We start from the raw sequence: 15,642 nt of genomic DNA, 5'->3' as shown, positions 1-15,642 counted from the left end.
TAGGCTGGGCGCATGCCGCGTCTGCTCGCCGTCTGTGCCGTCCGTGAACTCCGCCGCGATGCCGGCTCGATGGGAGTCACCGCCATCGACAAGACCCCGCAGCCCGGGCCGGTGAAGATCGGTTCCTACGGTGCGCGCGGGGATGTCCAGGTGGACCGCAAGCATCATGGCGGGCTCGACAAGGCGCTCTACGCCTACGCGGACGAGGACGCCGCGTACTGGGCGGACGCGCTGGGCCGGGACCTCCCACCCGGATTCTTCGGGGAGAACCTCCGGACCGAAGGCATCGATGTGAACGCCAGTGTCGTGGGGGAGCGGTGGCGCATCGGCGACCGGGTCGAGGTGGAGGTCACGTCGCCTCGCACGCCCTGTCAGACATTCGCCCGCTGGGTGGGTGGTGCCGACGAGCGGGGCTGGGTTCGACGCTTCTCCGACGAGCGACGTCTCGGCGTCTACCTTCGGGTGCGACGGACGGGGTCGATCACGGCGGGCGACGACGTCGTCGTCCTGGATCGGCCCGCGGGCGCGCCGACGGTGCTCGACATCTACCGCGCGCCGTGAGGGCGGTCGTCGTCGACGACGTCCGTGCCGCCCCCGTCGTGCGCGACGTCGAAGAGCCCGCGCCGCCGGTCGGCGGCGTCGTCGTCGACGTGCACGCGACGGGTCTCTGCCGCAGTGATTGGCATGCGTGGGCGGGTCACGACGACATCCGGTTCCCGCACGTCCCCGGGCACGAGCTGGCCGGCGTGATCAGCGCGGTAGGTGGTGGGGTGCGGACGTGGCGCGTGGGGGATCGCGTGACGGTCCCGTTCGTCTGCGGGTGCGGGCGGTGCCGCTGGTGCCGGGCGGGTGAGGCGCAGGTCTGCCCCGAGCAGGAGCAGCCGGGATTCACCCATTGGGGCTCCTTCGCCGAGCGCGTGGTGCTGCACGCCGCGGACACGAACCTGGTGGCGGTGCCCGAGGGTGTGTCGATGGAGGCCGCCGCAGCGCTCGGATGCCGCTTCGCCACCGCGTATCGCGCGCTGACCGCACGTGCTTGCGTCGCGGAGGGGGAGTGGGTGGTCGTGGTCGGCGCCGGGGGCGTCGGACTCAGCGCGGTGATGATCGCGCGAGCCCTCGGGGCGCACGTGATCGCCGTGGACCGCACGGAGGAGGCGCTCGACGCCGCCGCGCGCTTCGGGGCCCGACACACGGTGCGTGCCGATGGGCGGAGCATCCCGGATGCGGTGCGCGCCCTGGTGTCCGAGGGTGCGGACGTGTCGATCGACGCGGTGGGGAGCGAAACCACGTGCGCGGACGCCGTGCTGAGCCTCCGACGGCGCGGACGGCACGTGCAGATCGGGCTGCTCCCCTCGGAATCCGGGCTCTCCGCGGTGCCGATGGCGCGCGCGATCGCATGGGAGCTCGACCTGCTGGGGAGCCACGGGATGGCCGCTGCGGACTATCCGGGCATGCTCGCCCTCATCCGCGACGGGCGGCTGCGCCCGCAGGACCTCATCGAGCGCACGGTCGGTCTCGCGGAGGCGGCACAGCTCCTTCCGCGGATGCCGGATGCCCGGCCCGCGGGGCTGACGATGATCGACCCGCGGCGCTGAAGCGCGCCGCGGGTCGATCCGTCTTCGGAAGCGGTCAGGCGGCGAGGCTCTTGCCGGCCGAGCCGAGCTGCTGAGTGGCCTCGACGACGCGCGCGGCCATCGCGGACTCCGCGATCTTGCCCCACGCGCGGGGGTCGTAGGCCTTCTTGTTCCCGACCCCTCCGTCGACCTTGAGGACGCCGTCGTAGTTCTGGAACATGAAACCGGCGACCGAGCGGGTGAAGGCGTACTGCGTGTCGGTGTCGATGTTCATCTTGACGACGCCGTTGGCAACGGCGAGGGCGATCTCCTCATCGGTCGAGCCGGATCCGCCGTGGAAGACGAGGTCGAGCGGCTTGGGGCCGGTGCCGAACTTCGCGGCGATGCCCTCCTGGATCTCGCCGAGCAGCTCCGGGCGGAGCTTGACGTTACCGGGCTTGTACACGCCGTGGACGTTGCCGAAGGTGAGCGCGGCGAGCCAGCGGCCCTGGTCGCCGAGGCCGAGGGCGTCGACCGCCTTCTCGACGTCGGCCGTGGTGGTGTACAGGGCGTCGTTGGAGCCTTCGTGCTTCACGCCGTCCTCTTCGCCGCCGACCACGCCGATCTCGACCTCGAGGATGGCGTTGATGGCCTTGAGGCGCGGCAGCAGCTCCTTGGCGATGTCGATGTTCTCATCCAGCGGCACGGCCGAGCCGTCCCACATGTGGGACTGGAAGATCGGGTTCCCGCCGTCCGCGACGACCGACTCGGAGGCCTTGATGAGCGGCAGGACGAAGTCTTCGAGGGCGGGCTTGGGGCAGTGGTCGGTGTGCAGGGCCACCGTGATCGGGTAGCTCTTGGCGACCTCGTGGACGTACGCGGCGAACGCGAGAGCGCCGGTGGCGCGGGCCTTGACGGTGTGGCCGGCGAAGTAGTCGGCACCGCCGGTCGTGACCTGCAGGATGCCGTCGGAGCCCGCTTCGGTCAGGCCCTGGAGGACGGCGTTGACGGACTGGGAGCTCGCGGCGTTGATCGCCGGGTAGGCGAAGCCACCGGACTTCGCGCGATCGAGCATCTCGGCATACTGCTCCGGGGTGGCGACGGGCATGGCGGCTCCTTCAAGGGTGCGGCAGGTGAGGGTACGGTCCCGAGTGTAGCGATCCCGACCGCGCGACCGCGGCGTCCGGCGTGCGGGCAGTAGGCTACGACGACCGGATCGGGCGAGAGGGGACACCGGATGGCGCGGAAGTCGCTCGTGGCCGAGGTGGCCGACGCGCTGCTGGACCGCATCGTCTCCGGCGACCTCGAGGTCGGCGCGGCGCTGCCCAGCGAGGCGGAGATCGGGGAGACCTACGACGTGAGTCGGGTCACCGTCCGGGAGGCGCTGCGGGTCCTCACGACCCAGGGGATCGTCCGCGTGACGTCCGGGATCGGTTCGATCGTGACGCCGCTCGAGCAGTGGCAGTCGCTCCCGGCGATCCTGCGGTACCGCTCGGCGCGTGGGGACGACGGCGATGTCGCCACCCAGCTGCTGTCGGTGCGGCGGATGTTCGAGACGGAGGCCGCCGCATTGGCGGCGGGGCGCCTCACCGCGGCCGCTCTGGACGAGCTGGCGGAGTGCGTCGAGCGGATGCGGAGCGGGGCGGAAGACCCCGATCGCGCCCGATCGGCCATGGACCATCACATGCAGCAGACCATGGACGACCTGCACGCCTTCGTTCTCGCCCGCTGAGCCCCGGGCGGGCGACGATCACATCCTTGACATCACGTCGGCGCATCCTCTCACCGCGACGTGCTTGGCTTCATCGGCGCTCCGATCTTCGCTCTCCTGGTCACGGTGGGCATCGGCACGGCCTTGGCGGACACGCTGCTGGCGACGGGGCTGCCCATCATGCTGCTGGCGTTCCTGGTGTCGCTGGCCCTGCGCGCCGCACAGGGCTCGGCGACGGTCGCGATCCTCACGACCGCGGGCCTCCTCTCCGAGGCCGTCGTCGACGGCGGCTACTCCTCTCTGCAGATCGTCGCGATCACACTCGCGATCGCCTTCGGCGCGCTCGGGCTCTCTCACGTGAACGACTCCGGCTTCTGGGTCGTGACCCGATACCTCGGTCTCAGCGTCGCCGATGGGCTCCGCAGCTGGACCGTGCTCACCACGGTGCTGGGACTGGCCGGCTTCGCCGGGGCGAGCGTCGTCTGGGCCGTGGTCTCCGCGACGGGCTGAGCCAGGACGGCCGCGGAACACGAGAATGAGCGATTGCGTAAGAATCGCCGATCCTTTGTGCTCCCGCGGTCGATCCGCCCCCGATTCCGAGCATCCCGCTGACTAAGGTGAACCCATGGTGAGTCTGACCGCTGACATGAGCCCGCTGCATCCCGACCGCAACCTCGCGCTGGAACTCGTACGTGCGACAGAGGCCGCCGCCATCCGCGCCGTCCCGTTCATCGGGCGTGGCGCGAAGGAGGCCGCCGACGAGGCGGCCGTCGATGCGATGCGCGCGTTCTTCACCACCGTCAACTTCGACGGCCGGATCGTCATCGGCGAGGGTGAGAAGGACGAGGCTCCGATGCTCTACAACGGGGAGCGCGTCGGCAACGGCACGGGGCCCCGAGCGGACGTCGCCGTCGATCCGATCGACGGCACCACCCTCACGGCGGAGGGCCGCAACAACGCGCTGTCGGTCATCGCCGTCTCGGAGCACGGGACGATGCTCGACGCCTCCACGGTGTTCTACATGGACAAGCTCGTGACCGGTCCGGCCGGTGTGGGCGTCGTCGACATCCGGCTCCCCATCGGAGAGAACATCCGCCGCCTGGCCGCGGCCCTCGGCAAGCCCGTCGACGAACTCGTCGTCTCGGTCCTCAATCGACCTCGCCACGCGCAGCTCATCCAGGACATCCGCGACGCGGGCGCGGGGACGCGACTCATGAGCGACGGCGACGTCGCAGGCGGCATCAACGCCGCTCGTCACAACGCGCGGACCGACATGTGCGTCGGTATCGGCGGCAGCCCGGAGGGGATCGTGACCGCGTGCGCGATCAAAGCCCTCGGCGGTCACATGCAGGGACGACTGTGGGCGCGCGACGACGAGGAGAAGCAGAAGGGACGGGATGCCGGGTTGAAGCTCGACGACCATGTCTACGAGGCCGATGAGCTCGTCACCGGCAGCAACACCATCTTCGTGGCCACCGGCGTGACCAACGGTGAGCTGGTCAAGGGCGTCCGCCGCGAGGGCGGCTACGTCTATACCGAGAGCGTCGTGCTGCGGGGGACCTCCGGGACCCTCCGCCGGATCTCGTCGGAGCACCTCGTCTCGAAGTGGCTCTGATCGCGATCTCGCAGTCGTGACTGTTTCGTGACGGCGACGCACAGACTCGTCTGGAACAATGGGGATCGGTGTCAAAGGGGACGCAACGATCTTTCACAGCCCAGAGGGAGTTGCCGATGTCGATCCAGACCGGGAGTTCTGCGCCGCAAACCGGCGCTCACGCGGTCATCGCCGACGCCGTCGATCCGGCGCGTCGCCCTGATGTCCTGCTGCGGGTGCGTCGCGCCGAGGGGCATGAGATCAGCCCGTGGTGGATGGTGGGTGCCTTCGTCGGCGTCTCTCTCGCCGTGGTCGCTCTCCTGAGCTTCGTCCCCGGCGGCGCCTGAGGACATCGTCCGGGGCGTGGTCGCCGGATCATTCGCCGTCGACGGCCAGTCGGCGACGGAGGTCTCCGAGGTCGGCGACGGCCGCCGCCGACTCGGCAGACGGCACATCGTCGAGCATCTCCGGCGCGGTGAAGCGCCGCGGTGACGCATCGACGACCGGCGGCGCCTGCAGCGCCTCGAGTCTGGTCTCGTCGATGCCGGGGAACTTCCGAGCGGTTACCAGCACCCGCGATTCGAGCGAACCGACGAATCGGTTGTAGCTGTCGACGGTGCGCTCGATGGCGCGGCGCAGGTCGTTGCTGTGGCCGGCGAGTGCACCCAGTCTCTCGTGCAGCTGGGTGCCGAGGTCGAACAGCGCACGCGCTTCGGTCGAGACATCCTGTTGCGTCCACGTGTAGGCGACGGTCTTGAGCACGGCCCAGAGGTTCACCGGGGAGGCCAGGGCGACGCGTCGACCGAAGGCGTACTCCAACAGCGTCGGGTCTTCGTCCAGAGCCGTAGCGAGAAGCGACTCGCTGGGAAGGAAGCACACGACGAACTCCGGGCTCGACGACACCCCCGCCCAGTACGTCTTCTTCGACAGTGCGTCCACGTGCGCCCGGACGGCGCGCACGTGGGCGGCCATGAGGCGTCGACGCTGCGCGGCCTGGTCACCGGTCGCGGTCACCGGGAGCGCGGTGGCCTCGAGGAACGCGTCGAGCGGAACCTTCGCGTCCACCGTGATCGCCTTGTCGCCGGGGAGTCGGATGATCATGTCGGGGCGCCCCGCCCCGGCATCCGTGTCCGTCGAGGCCTGGAGATCGAAGTCGATGTGCCTGGTCAGTCCCGCCGCCTCCACCACGCGCCGCAGCTGCGTCTCGCCCCAGACACCGCGCGTGGCGCCGGAGCGGAGCGCCCCGGCGAGCGACTCCGTCGTGGCGCGCAGGGCCTCATCGGACTCATGAGCGCGCCGCAGCTGCTCGGCGAGGGCACCGAACTGCTCCTGGCGGTCGCGTTCGAGCGTGTCGACCTTGGCCTGCATGCTGGTGAGGGTGTCCTGGACCGGGGCGAGGGCCCGCAGGACCGACTGCTCGCGCCGTTCGCGCTCCTCGCGCGCCGCGTGGTCCGTCCGGGCCTGAGCGAGGAGATCCCGGTAGAGCCGGGTCTGATTTTCGAGCTGTGCACGGGTGGCGGATCCTTCCGCCTCCGCCGTCGCGACGCGCGTGCGCAGCATGTCTCGGGCGCGCGCGGCGCCGGCCGCCCATCCCACGGCGGCGCCGACGAGGACGGCGATCAGGATCGCCGCGGAGATCAGGAATGCGTCCATGGTTCCAGCGTGGCCGGGGGGTCCGACATCCGCGGGTCAGACCGGCGCGAGGACGGGAGTGCGCGGGGCCGGGTCGATCCGACCGAGCGACACGCCGGCACCGACGGCGAGACCCTCGACGTCGTCGGCTCCCACGCGACGGGCGACGTCGATCATTACGTGCGCGCAGGCGAGCGCGTCCGCGGTGGCGTTATGGTGCGCGAACTCCGCGAATCCCGCCTCCGCAGCAACGAACGGCAGGCGGTAGGAATCCAGCCGGTAGACCTTGCGGGCGACTTGGAGGCTGCACGCGTAGCGCAGGGGCGGGCAGTCGTCTCCGGTCGCCTCGCACGCACGCCGGAGGACGGCCATGTCGAATCCGGCGTTGTGGGCCACCACGACGTCGTCGCCGATGAAGGACGCGAGCGCCGGAAGCTGCGCGCTCCACGTCGGAGCGTCGACGACGTCCTCCGGAGTGATCCCGTGGATGCGGATGTTCAGCTCGAAGAATCGCTCATGTCCCGGCGGGGGCTGGATGAGCCATCCCGTCTGCGCGACCACCTCGCCGTCCCGCACGCGGACGAGGCCGACGGCGCACGCGGACGCATTCGAGGAGTTCGCCGTCTCGAAGTCGATCGCGGTGAAGTCCAGGGGCACGTCCTCACCCTCTCCGGCGAGACGGCCGGATCCCGACAGGCGCGCCGCGCTGGTCCTGAACCGCGCGGGGATCACCCGTAGGCTCGGCGGATGGCCGATGATGCGCTCGCACGTTCCTTCGGCGCGGTCGCGGGCGTCTACGAATCCGGTCGCCCGGGCTACCCGCTCGAGGTCGCGCAGTGGCTGTTGGAGCCGGTCGCGAGCCCGATGCGGACCGCCCGCGTGGTCGATCTCGGTGCCGGCACGGGCAAGCTCACCCGGGTGCTGCGCGAGGCGGGTGCCGATGTCGTCGCAGTCGACCCGGACGCGGCCATGCTCGCCGAGCTGCGTGTCCGCGTGCCCGGGGTCCCCACGTTCCAGGGCGCCGCCGAGCGGATGCCGCTGCCCGACGCCTCCGTCGACGCGGTGGTGATGGCCCAGGCATGGCACTGGGTCGACCCGGCGGAGGCCGCCGCGGAGGTGGGGCGGATCCTGCGCAGCGGCGGAGTTCTGGGGCTGGTCTGGAACATCCGAGAGGATGCCGTGGCCTGGGTCGCCGCCCTCACCGCGGCGATGGGCGGGAGCCACGCGGAGGATATGTTGGCGACCGGCGACGTCCGCGCCGGCGCGCCCATCGGGCCGTGGGAGCGGCGGACGTGGCGGTGGGAGCGCACCCTCACCCGTGAGACGCTGCTCGACATGGTCGCCTCCCGGAGCCGCGTGATCGCGGCATCCGTGGAGGAGCGAACGGCGATCCTCGATCGCGTCAGCGACCTGTTCGACGCGCAGTGCCGCCGCGAAGCGGGGATCGAGGTCGTGGACCTCCCATACCGCACGGAGGCATTCCGCGGCATCCGCGCGTGACGCGCACGAGGGCGCGCGCGACTCGCACGTAGACTTGACGCCCGTGGCTCTCACTATCGGCATCGTCGGCCTGCCCAACGTAGGCAAGTCCACCCTCTTCAACGCCCTGACCAAGAACGACGTGCTCGCGGCGAACTACCCGTTCGCGACGATCGAGCCGAACGTCGGGGTCGTGAGCCTGCCCGACCCGCGGCTGACGACGCTCGCCGGGATCTTCGGCAGCGAGCGCATCCTGCCGGCCACCGTCTCGTTCGTCGACATCGCCGGCATCGTCCGGGGGGCCAGCGAGGGGGAGGGGCTCGGCAATCAGTTCCTCGCCAACATCCGCGAGGCCGACGCGATCGCGCAGGTCGTCCGCGGGTTCTCCGACGACGACGTCGTGCACGTCGACGGCGCGGTGAACCCGAAGAACGATCTCGAGACGATCAACGCCGAACTGATGCTCGCCGATCTCCAGACCCTCGAGAAGGCGATCCCCCGCCTCGAGAAGGAGGTCAAGACGAAGAAAGCCGATCCGGCCGTCCTCGAGGCCGCGGGTGCGGCCAAGGACGCGTTGGAGCGCGGCGTCCTGCTCTCGCAGGCCGGTCTCGACCTGGCACCCATCAAGGAACTCGGTCTCATGACCGCGAAGCCCTACATCTACGTCTTCAACGTCGACGAAGCCGTGCTGACGGATGCCGCGCGCCTCGCCGAGCTCGAAGCGCTCGTCGCGCCGGCCCGCGCCGTCTTCCTCGACGCCAAGATCGAGTCCGAATTGATCGGCCTCGACCCCGAAGACGCCGCCGAGCTCCTGGCCTCGACCGGGCAGACGGAGTCGGGTATCGACCAGCTCGCGCGCATCGGCTTCGACACGCTGGGCCTCCAGACCTACCTCACGGCCGGTCCGAAGGAATCCCGCGCGTGGACGATCGGCAAGGGCTGGAAGGCGCCGCAGGCGGCGGGCGTCATCCACACCGACTTCGAGAAGGGCTTCATCAAGGCCGAGGTGATCTCCTTCGACGACCTCGTGGCCCTGGGGTCGGTCGCGGAGGCCCGGGCGAAGGGCAAGGCTCGCCTGGAGGGCAAGGACTACATCATGCAGGACGGCGACGTCGTCGAGTTCCGCTTCAACAACTGACGCGACCTTCTCCCGTCCAGATCCACACCCACCGAGAGGACCATCCGTGAGCGACACCCAGATCTTCGATCCCGAGGGGCGTGCGATCCCGTTCGCCGTCGAGGGCGACGGACCCGTCTCGCTCGTCCTGATCCCCGAACGAGGACTCGACGGCAACCCGCTCGGTGTGGTCTCGCATTACCTCGCCGAGGAGGCGGGCTTCCACATCGTCCGCATCGGCGTCGACCCCGAAGCGCCGGACGCGGTGGCGTCGACGCTGGCAGTCATCGACCACGTGGGGCTGGAGCGCACGTGGATCGGCGGTCACGGGGCGGGTGGCACGCTGGCTCGCCGGATCGCGGCGGCGCACTCCGATCGCCTCAACGGGCTCCTCCTCCTCGGCGTCGAAGACGTCGACGTCGCGCTGGCGCCGGTCATCCCGGTCCTCATCATCCAGGGTGCCGACGACGACGTGACGCCCCCCTCAGCGGGCGAGACCCTGCAGGCCACGGCGCCGGAGCGAGCCAGCGTGAAGACGCTGCCGGGTGCCGGGCACCTCTTCCCGATGATGGAGCCTGTCGAAACGGCCGTCATCATCGAGGAGTACCTCGACTGGGACTGAGCGGACTGCCGAGCAGATTCACCGGGCGAAGCGGTCGATGAGGCGGATGACCGTCGGCAGGCCGCGCGAGGACGCCCGGGCGCCGGTGGCCGCCTCGATGAGCGGTGTCGCGTTCCCCTGGTGCACGACGTCGTTGCGGACGAGCGCCCACCCGTCACCGGTGGCGACGACGGTGCAGCGTCGACGGCGGGCCTGATCGGCAACCCCACTCCTGTGCGCCGCGATGTCCCCACCGCTGTGGAGGGTCACCTCGTAGAGCCCGGGCGCATCCGCATCCGCAATCGCGGCGATCTCGGTGAGACGCCCGAGCGGAATCCAGAAGATCTCGCGCGCGTGACCCGACCGCTCCGCGACGGCGACCTCGGCGACCTGCACGACGCTCGCCGGATCGTCCGCGTCGAACAGAACGGTTCCATTGCTCTGGAAGGTTCGGATGTCGCGGCATCCGGCGTCCTCGAATGCGCCGCGGATGTCGTCTGTGGTCGGCTGTCCGTGCTGACCTTGGTTGACGTTCCGGAGGAACGCGACGAATCGCATGGGCCTCAGCGTAGGGGGTGGGAGGCAGGAACGGTCTTGACCCCTCAGCGACCCTGGCGCTTCTTGTACGGCTTCGGCTGGCCCTTGACGATCGGCGCGCGCCCCTTGCCCTTGGAGGCCTTCGCCTTCCCTCCCGCGGGAGCAGGTGTCGATGGAGCCGTCGGCGCCGCCGCGATCCGAGCGCGTGCCTCCGGAAGCAGCGCTTCCCCCGCCGCCGTCATCCGCGTCGGCGTGACGTTCCGTTCGAAGAGCGGATGCCCGATCTCCTCTTCCAGCCGGTCCACGGCCGAGTAGACCGCGGGGAGTCCGACGCCGAGACTCTCGGCCGCGCGCGGGAAGTGCAGCGTCTCGGCGACAGCGACGAATCGTCGAAGATCGGTGAGCTTCACGGATGCCGTCCTGCCGTCGTCGTGGTCGCCCGGGCGGGCTCTCCCAGGCTAGTCGGAAGGGAGGGGGAGTGTCGGCCGGAGCCTCTACTGTCGAGGCATGCCGACGCAACCGACCGACGAACCTGTCGATGACTTCCTCCGACGTGTCACCCCCGTGCGCAGACGCGAGGACGGCGAGAAGCTCGTGGAGATCTTCGCCGAGGTGACCGGCGTCGCTCCGGTGATGTGGGGACCGTCGATGATCGGTTTCGGGAGCTTCGCCTATCGCTCGCCCGTCAACCCGCGCACCCGTGGAGTCTGGCCGAAGGTCGCGTTCTCGCCCCGTAAGGCGAGTCTCTCCCTCTACGGGCTGAAGGATCTCCCGGACGGTGAGCGGCTCCTGCCCGCCCTCGGCCGATACACCGAGGGCGCCGGGTGCGTCTACGTCCGACGACTCGACGACATCGACCTCGACGTCCTCCGTCGCCTGATCGCCATCGCGTGGTCGAGAGGGGATGATCCCGACCCGTCGTGATGTCGTCCGCAGATCGGCGTAGACGCACCGACGATCGACCGGCGGTCAGCTCTTCCTCACGCAGTACACCGCCGGTCCGGGCGGCGGATTCGTCGCGTTCGCCGCACAGCTGCCCGGCACGATCCGCGAACTCCGGGTCTTCGGCGACTCGCTCTTCCTTGCGCAGCTGCACGGTCCCGGTCACGTGTGGCTGCAGTCCATGACGCCGGCGAAGCTCGCCGCGGCGATCGAGCCGTACCTGCCCGACAGGTCCTCGGGGTCGTCGGACAACGGGTGACCGTTCAGCGGGTCTCGGCGGGATCCGGGTCGCCGAAGTAGGACACCGGACCCCAGGCCCGCTGCACCGAGATCTCGCCATCGACGAGAGTGAACTGCAGGGACGTGCCGATGGGGAATCGGGCCCGAAGTTCCTCCGGCATGCCGGCGGTGACCTTCATGGCGACCACGGCGGGGAAGGCGCCGGCACCGCATCCTGAACCCCAGATCGATCCGGAGTAGTAGTCCGAGTCGTCGATCAGATCGTCGCTCAGGAGGAACAAGCACTCGTCGCTCGCGCCGGTACGCCGCGCGTCGTCCGTGGTGAGGGGACGGATGCCGTGGAACACCTCGTACGCATCGCCGGCGCGTTCGGGGCCGCCGAACGCCCGCGGCCAGACGAACTCGGTGTCCGGGCCGAGGGTCGCGACGCCGCCGGTGTCGTCCTGGAACTGCCTCGTGGCGAAGACGGCGACGGCAGCGGAGACCATCGCCGCCACGATGACGGATGCCGTCCACATCAGGGCGACGCGGCGCCGACGCGTGCGCGGGTGGCCCTCCTCCGTCGAAGGTTCTTCCTCGGGGACCGCGCGGACGCCTGGGCCGAGCTTGTGGGGGGCGTCGTGCTCGGTCGTCCCCTCCGGCCGCGGGACGTCCGCATCCGGAGGGGGTTCCCGGTCGGAGGATGCGTGCTCGGGTGAGGTCGGTGGCGCCGCAGGGCCGATGAGACCGTCTTCGAGCTCGCGAAGCCGGGCGAGCGCCTCCGGGTCCTCTGCGATATCCGCATCCGGTCCGTACGCCCGTGCACGCAGCACCGCGAGTTCGTCCCGCGCATCGATGCCCACAGCCCGATGGTAGGCGCGCGTGGACCCGCCGGGGACCGTTCACGGCGGATCCGCGCGCAGTGCCGTGCTCCAATCAGTCGCGCGCGTGCGTATCGTGCTCGACGACGGGGGCCGCGGCGTCCGCTTTCGCGGCATCGTCCTGGCCGCCGGGACCGCCGAGGTCCGCATCCGCGCGCACGAGGCGTTCGATCTCGGCACCCGTCTTCTCGTCGACGGCCTTCCAGTACGCGAACGCCCGCTGAAGGACGTCGCCCTTCACGCCGCCGAGGAGGTGGCCCGCGACCGTGCGGACGAACGCCTGCCGCTGCGCGTCGTCCCACACGTCGCGGACGAGGGCGCCGGCCTGGGAGAAGTCGTCGTCGTCGGAACGGGGCGTGTAGGCGGCCCGGACCATCGGGCCGTCGGACTCCCACCCGGGATCCACGACGCCGACGTTGTCGGCGTAGCCGCGACCGAAGGAGTTCGGCGCGTACACCGGGTCGTCTCCGCGGTGCTCGTAGGCCATGGGGCCGTCTTGCGTGTAGGAGTTCAGCTCCACGCGCGGCCGGTTGACCGGTAGTTGCAGGTAGTTCGCGCCGATGCGATGGCGGTGGGTGTCGGCGTAGGCGAAGGCGCGCCCGAGGAGCATCTTGTCGGGCGAGAAGCCGATGCCCGGAACCAGTGCCGAAGGCTCGAATGCGGCCTGCTCGATCTGGGCGAAGAAGTTCTCCGGGTTGCGGTTCAGCGTCATCGTGCCGACGGGGATGAGCGGGTAGTCCGCGTGCGGCCACACCTTGGTGAGATCGAAGGGATTGATCCGGTAGCCGGCGGCTTCCTCGTACGGCATGACCTGCACCGACAGGCGCCACGACGGGAAGTCTCCACGCTCGATCGCTTCGAACAGGTCCCGACGATGGACGTCGGCATCCTCTCCGGCGATCTTCGTCGCATCGGCGTCCGTCAGCCCCTTCACCCCCTGCGCGGTGTGGAAGTGGTACTTGACCCAGAACCGTTCTCCGGCGGCGTTGACCCACATGTAGGTGTGCGAGCCGTATCCATTCATGTGGCGGTAGGAGGCGGGGATGCCGCGGTCGCCCATGAGGTAGGTGACCTGGTGCGCGGACTCGGGGTTGAGGCTCCAGAAATCCCACTGCACTCGAACGTGCCGAAGGCGCCGGATCCCTTCGCGTGGACGTTCCGCTCGGGGATGCGCTCGCGGTTGAAGTGCGCCATCTGGTTGAGGAAGTGGACGTCGTGCAGGACGATCGGACCGTCGGCGCCGACGGTGAGGCTGTTGCGATCACTCGGCGCCGGTGCGCCGGTGTCCGTCGTGGAGCCCAGGGCGGCTTCGGCGGACGGGGCGGTCGCCACGGTCTCGTCGTCAGCGGGGCGGGGCAGGTCTGGCATGAGAGCTCCTTCTCCGGACGTCGCACGCGTGGACGCCACTGTCCCGACCAGACCACCACCCGGACCCGGCGGGGTCAACGGGATGCGCCCGTGCGGCAGAACGTGTAAGGCGGACGTGCGAGAGTTGTCGCGTGGAAGACGAGGAGCCCACGACGGCGGAGGCGCTGATGCGCTCGCGCTTCGCCGCGTTCCGTGCCGACGACGCGTCCTGGCTGCTGCGGACCTGGCATCCCTCCACGAGGCCCGCGTCCCTCGACCTCGACGGCAATCCGCGGTGGCGTGGCCTGCAGATCGTCGACACCGTCGGCGGGTGCGCGGACGACCACGAGGGGATCGTGGAGTTCCGCGCCACCTATCTCGAGGCCGGGCACCTCGGAGTCCTCCACGAGCGCTCGCGGTTCGTCCGTGAGGGCGGCCGCTGGTACTACCTCGACGGCGTCGTGCGCTCCGGCACCGCCGACGACGCGTTGGGGTGACTCACTCGGAGACGGACACGCTCCGGTCGAAGGCGACGTAGCCGGAGAAGTCGGTCCCGACGCGCTCGAACGCGCTCGGGTACGGATGCGGGTAGGCCCACGCCTTGTCGGCGAGGACGTCGTCGCCGTGGACGATCGAGTAGTACTGGCACTCGCCCTTCCACGCGCACGTGTACGGCGTCGGACTCTCGGCGAGGAGGGAGAAGTCCACGGTGTCCGGCGGGAAGTACCAGTTGCCCTCGATCTTGAGGAGCCGGTCCTCGGGCGCGTCCGCCAGGACGACACCGTTCATCGTTGCGCGCATCGTTGTTCTCCCGTCATCGGAACGAGCGTCAGCCTTCCGCGGCGGCGCCCGGCTTCAGCCTAGGGTCCTCCGGGCGCGACGATCCGCGGCGCGGTCAGATCGATCCGGATCAATCCTCGGCGTAGCGCATCACGACCCGTCCCTCGATTGCACCGCGTTCCATGCGCGCGAAGATGTCGTTGACGTCTTCCAGATGCTCGGTCTTCACGGTCGGGTGGATCTCGCCGCGCGCGAAGAAGTCCAGTGCCTCGACCATGTCCTGGCGCGTTCCGACGATCGATCCGCGGATCGTGATGGCGCGCAGCACAGTATCGAAGATGTCCGCGGGGAAATCACCCGGAGGAAGTCCGACGAAGACGACCGTCCCGCCACGGCGCGCCATCCCCGTCGCCTGGGCGAACGCGCCGGGGTGCACGGCGGTCACGAGGATTCCGTGCGCTCCGCCCGTCTGCTGCTGAATCGCTGTGATCGGATCCGTGTGGCGGGCATCGACGGTGACCTCGGCGCCGTGGTGTCGCGCGAGGGTCAGCTTCGCCTCGTCGACGTCGACGGCGGCGACGCGCATTCCCATCGCCCGGGCGTACTGTACGGCGATGTGTCCGAGTCCACCGATCCCCGAGATGACCACCCACTGGCCCGGCGCGGTCTCGGTCATCTTCAGTCCCTTGTACACCGTGACCCCGGCGCACAGGATCGGCGCCACGTCGGCGCTGTCGACGCCGTCGGGAATCCTCGCCGCGAAGCGCTCATCGACGAGCATGTACTCGCCGAAGCTCCCGTCCACCGAATAGCCGCCGTTGCGCTGGTGCGGGCAGAGGGTCTCCCTGCCTGTCCGGCAGAACTCGCACGCGCCGCACGCGCTCCACAGCCACGCGTTGCCGACGCGGTCGCCCACGCGCAGGCTGTCCACCTCGTCGCCGAGTTCGACGACGACGCCGCACCCCTCATGTCCGGGGATCAGGTCGGCCTTCGGGGCGACGGGCCAGTCTCCGCGCGCGGCGTGGAGGTCGGTGTGGCAGACGCCGCTCGTCAGGACCCGGACGAGCGCCTCGCCGGGTCCGGGGCGGGGGATCGGCACATCGCGGATCTCCAGTGGTGCGTCTGGCGCCACGACCACGGCGGCGCGCATCGTGCCCTCGGGGTGCACCCCTCGCTCGTCGCGGGGTGCCGGGATCGTCATCGTGGTCATGTCACTCACATCCTCCGACGGCCGTACGCCGTCCTGATC

The 15,642-nt window shown here is 70.1% G+C and carries 18 protein-coding genes and 2 pseudogenes; 11 read left to right on the top strand and 9 right to left on the bottom strand.

Annotated features, from left to right (window positions below):
* Positions 1 to 12: 12 nt before the first annotated feature.
* Together LTL01_RS12490 and LTL01_RS12485 are read left to right on the top strand one after the other, a co-directional pair.
* Complete coding sequence (locus LTL01_RS12490; protein ID WP_236968799.1) at positions 13 to 561, top strand: MOSC domain-containing protein; 549 nt, start codon at positions 13 to 15, stop codon at positions 559 to 561.
* Positions 558 to 1,595, top strand: a complete 1,038-nt coding sequence (locus LTL01_RS12485; protein WP_236968798.1) for a zinc-binding dehydrogenase — start codon at positions 558 to 560, stop codon at positions 1,593 to 1,595. Before LTL01_RS12490 ends, LTL01_RS12485 begins: the two co-directional genes overlap by 4 nt.
* A gap of 34 nt (positions 1,596 to 1,629) precedes the next feature.
* Here the strand turns inward: LTL01_RS12485 and fbaA are convergent, their stop codons facing one another.
* Positions 1,630 to 2,661, bottom strand: coding sequence for a class II fructose-bisphosphate aldolase (gene fbaA / locus LTL01_RS12480; protein ID WP_236968797.1), 1,032 nt, complete (start codon positions 2,659 to 2,661; stop codon positions 1,630 to 1,632).
* A gap of 129 nt (positions 2,662 to 2,790) precedes the next feature.
* Here fbaA and LTL01_RS12475 point away from each other — a divergent pair, with 129 nt between their 5' ends.
* The 4 genes and pseudogenes from LTL01_RS12475 (at position 2,791) to LTL01_RS12460 (ending at position 5,205) form a co-directional block, all read left to right on the top strand.
* The gene (locus tag LTL01_RS12475; protein WP_236968796.1) at positions 2,791 to 3,285 is read left to right on the top strand and encodes a FadR/GntR family transcriptional regulator; all 495 of its coding nucleotides are present in this window, start codon (positions 2,791 to 2,793) and stop codon (positions 3,283 to 3,285) included.
* A gap of 93 nt (positions 3,286 to 3,378) precedes the next feature.
* Positions 3,379 to 3,774: pseudogene (locus LTL01_RS12470) on the top strand (GntT/GntP/DsdX family permease); the annotation flags it as partial.
* Between the two features lie 115 nt (positions 3,775 to 3,889).
* On the top strand, positions 3,890 to 4,879 hold the full coding sequence (gene glpX / locus LTL01_RS12465; RefSeq protein ID WP_053548894.1) for a class II fructose-bisphosphatase: 990 nt from the start codon (positions 3,890 to 3,892) through the stop codon (positions 4,877 to 4,879).
* Between the two features lie 116 nt (positions 4,880 to 4,995).
* On the top strand, positions 4,996 to 5,205 hold the full coding sequence (locus tag LTL01_RS12460) for a hypothetical protein (protein WP_053548895.1): 210 nt from the start codon (positions 4,996 to 4,998) through the stop codon (positions 5,203 to 5,205).
* A 28-nt stretch (positions 5,206 to 5,233) separates the two neighbouring features.
* Here LTL01_RS12460 and LTL01_RS12455 read toward each other — a convergent pair whose 3' ends face one another.
* Both LTL01_RS12455 and LTL01_RS12450 read right to left on the bottom strand, forming a co-directional pair.
* The gene (locus LTL01_RS12455) at positions 5,234 to 6,511 is read right to left on the bottom strand and encodes a DNA recombination protein RmuC (protein ID WP_236968795.1); all 1,278 of its coding nucleotides are present in this window, start codon (positions 6,509 to 6,511) and stop codon (positions 5,234 to 5,236) included.
* Positions 6,512 to 6,547: 36 nt separating this feature from the next.
* The gene (locus tag LTL01_RS12450; protein WP_053548921.1) at positions 6,548 to 7,147 is read right to left on the bottom strand and encodes a 3'-5' exonuclease; all 600 of its coding nucleotides are present in this window, start codon (positions 7,145 to 7,147) and stop codon (positions 6,548 to 6,550) included.
* A gap of 90 nt (positions 7,148 to 7,237) precedes the next feature.
* Here LTL01_RS12450 and LTL01_RS12445 point away from each other — a divergent pair, with 90 nt between their 5' ends.
* From LTL01_RS12445 to LTL01_RS12435, 3 genes are read left to right on the top strand one after another with little or no spacing between them, the layout of a single operon-like run.
* The gene (locus LTL01_RS12445) at positions 7,238 to 7,990 is read left to right on the top strand and encodes a class I SAM-dependent methyltransferase (protein ID WP_236968794.1); all 753 of its coding nucleotides are present in this window, start codon (positions 7,238 to 7,240) and stop codon (positions 7,988 to 7,990) included.
* Between the two features lie 43 nt (positions 7,991 to 8,033).
* Positions 8,034 to 9,107, top strand: coding sequence for a redox-regulated ATPase YchF (ychF, locus tag LTL01_RS12440; protein ID WP_236968793.1), 1,074 nt, complete (start codon positions 8,034 to 8,036; stop codon positions 9,105 to 9,107).
* Positions 9,108 to 9,153: 46 nt separating this feature from the next.
* A complete protein-coding gene (locus LTL01_RS12435; RefSeq protein ID WP_236968792.1) occupies positions 9,154 to 9,708 on the top strand; it encodes an alpha/beta fold hydrolase in 555 nt (184 codons plus the stop codon).
* Positions 9,709 to 9,726: 18 nt separating this feature from the next.
* Here the strand turns inward: LTL01_RS12435 and LTL01_RS12430 are convergent, their stop codons facing one another.
* Complete coding sequence (locus tag LTL01_RS12430) at positions 9,727 to 10,245, bottom strand: DUF1697 domain-containing protein (protein WP_236968791.1); 519 nt, start codon at positions 10,243 to 10,245, stop codon at positions 9,727 to 9,729.
* Positions 10,246 to 10,289: 44 nt separating this feature from the next.
* Positions 10,290 to 10,634: a LysR family transcriptional regulator gene (locus LTL01_RS12425; RefSeq protein ID WP_236968790.1), complete on the bottom strand. Its 345-nt coding sequence runs from the start codon at positions 10,632 to 10,634 to the stop codon at positions 10,290 to 10,292.
* 97 nt (positions 10,635 to 10,731) lie between these two features.
* On the opposite strand from LTL01_RS12425, the gene LTL01_RS12420 reads away from it, so the two are divergent.
* A complete protein-coding gene (locus LTL01_RS12420; protein WP_236968789.1) occupies positions 10,732 to 11,148 on the top strand; it encodes a DUF1801 domain-containing protein in 417 nt (138 codons plus the stop codon).
* Positions 11,149 to 11,429: 281 nt separating this feature from the next.
* Here the strand turns inward: LTL01_RS12420 and LTL01_RS12415 are convergent, their stop codons facing one another.
* Both LTL01_RS12415 and LTL01_RS12410 read right to left on the bottom strand, forming a co-directional pair.
* A complete protein-coding gene (locus tag LTL01_RS12415; protein ID WP_236968788.1) occupies positions 11,430 to 12,248 on the bottom strand; it encodes a hypothetical protein in 819 nt (272 codons plus the stop codon).
* Between the two features lie 73 nt (positions 12,249 to 12,321).
* Positions 12,322 to 13,634 (bottom strand): annotated as a pseudogene (locus tag LTL01_RS12410) (catalase).
* Between the two features lie 131 nt (positions 13,635 to 13,765).
* Between LTL01_RS12410 and LTL01_RS12405 the strand changes: the two are divergent.
* Positions 13,766 to 14,110: a YchJ family protein gene (locus tag LTL01_RS12405; protein WP_236968787.1), complete on the top strand. Its 345-nt coding sequence runs from the start codon at positions 13,766 to 13,768 to the stop codon at positions 14,108 to 14,110.
* Position 14,111: 1 nt separating this feature from the next.
* On the opposite strand, the gene LTL01_RS12400 is transcribed toward LTL01_RS12405, so the two are convergent.
* Together LTL01_RS12400 and adhP are read right to left on the bottom strand one after the other, a co-directional pair.
* Positions 14,112 to 14,414 carry a DUF427 domain-containing protein gene (locus tag LTL01_RS12400; protein ID WP_236968786.1) on the bottom strand — a complete coding sequence of 101 codons (303 nt, stop codon included), beginning with the start codon at positions 14,412 to 14,414 and terminating at the stop codon, positions 14,112 to 14,114.
* Between the two features lie 109 nt (positions 14,415 to 14,523).
* Positions 14,524 to 15,603 (bottom strand): alcohol dehydrogenase AdhP, encoded by a 1,080-nt coding sequence (adhP, locus tag LTL01_RS12395; RefSeq protein WP_372461348.1) that lies wholly within the window; start codon positions 15,601 to 15,603, stop codon positions 14,524 to 14,526.
* Positions 15,604 to 15,642 lie beyond the last annotated feature (39 nt).

Source organism: Microbacterium aurantiacum (assembly GCF_021654035.1).
GTDB lineage: Bacteria > Actinomycetota > Actinomycetes > Actinomycetales > Microbacteriaceae > Microbacterium > Microbacterium aurantiacum.
This window is presented reverse-complemented; position numbering and strand designations above follow the sequence as displayed.

Coding starts and splice junctions, on each gene's coding strand:
- LTL01_RS12430 (WP_236968791.1), bottom strand. CDS start 10,245: ATGCGATTCGTCGCGTTCCTCCGGAACGTCAACCAAGGTCAGCACGGA.
- LTL01_RS12400 (WP_236968786.1), bottom strand. CDS start 14,414: ATGCGCGCAACGATGAACGGTGTCGTCCTGGCGGACGCGCCCGAGGAC.
- LTL01_RS12445 (WP_236968794.1), top strand. CDS start 7,238: ATGGCCGATGATGCGCTCGCACGTTCCTTCGGCGCGGTCGCGGGCGTC.
- LTL01_RS12490 (WP_236968799.1), top strand. CDS start 13: ATGCCGCGTCTGCTCGCCGTCTGTGCCGTCCGTGAACTCCGCCGCGAT.
- LTL01_RS12475 (WP_236968796.1), top strand. CDS start 2,791: ATGGCGCGGAAGTCGCTCGTGGCCGAGGTGGCCGACGCGCTGCTGGAC.
- fbaA (WP_236968797.1), bottom strand. CDS start 2,661: ATGCCCGTCGCCACCCCGGAGCAGTATGCCGAGATGCTCGATCGCGCG.
- LTL01_RS12455 (WP_236968795.1), bottom strand. CDS start 6,511: ATGGACGCATTCCTGATCTCCGCGGCGATCCTGATCGCCGTCCTCGTC.
- LTL01_RS12460 (WP_053548895.1), top strand. CDS start 4,996: ATGTCGATCCAGACCGGGAGTTCTGCGCCGCAAACCGGCGCTCACGCG.
- adhP (WP_372461348.1), bottom strand. CDS start 15,603: ATGACCACGATGACGATCCCGGCACCCCGCGACGAGCGAGGGGTGCAC.
- glpX (WP_053548894.1), top strand. CDS start 3,890: ATGGTGAGTCTGACCGCTGACATGAGCCCGCTGCATCCCGACCGCAAC.
- LTL01_RS12420 (WP_236968789.1), top strand. CDS start 10,732: ATGCCGACGCAACCGACCGACGAACCTGTCGATGACTTCCTCCGACGT.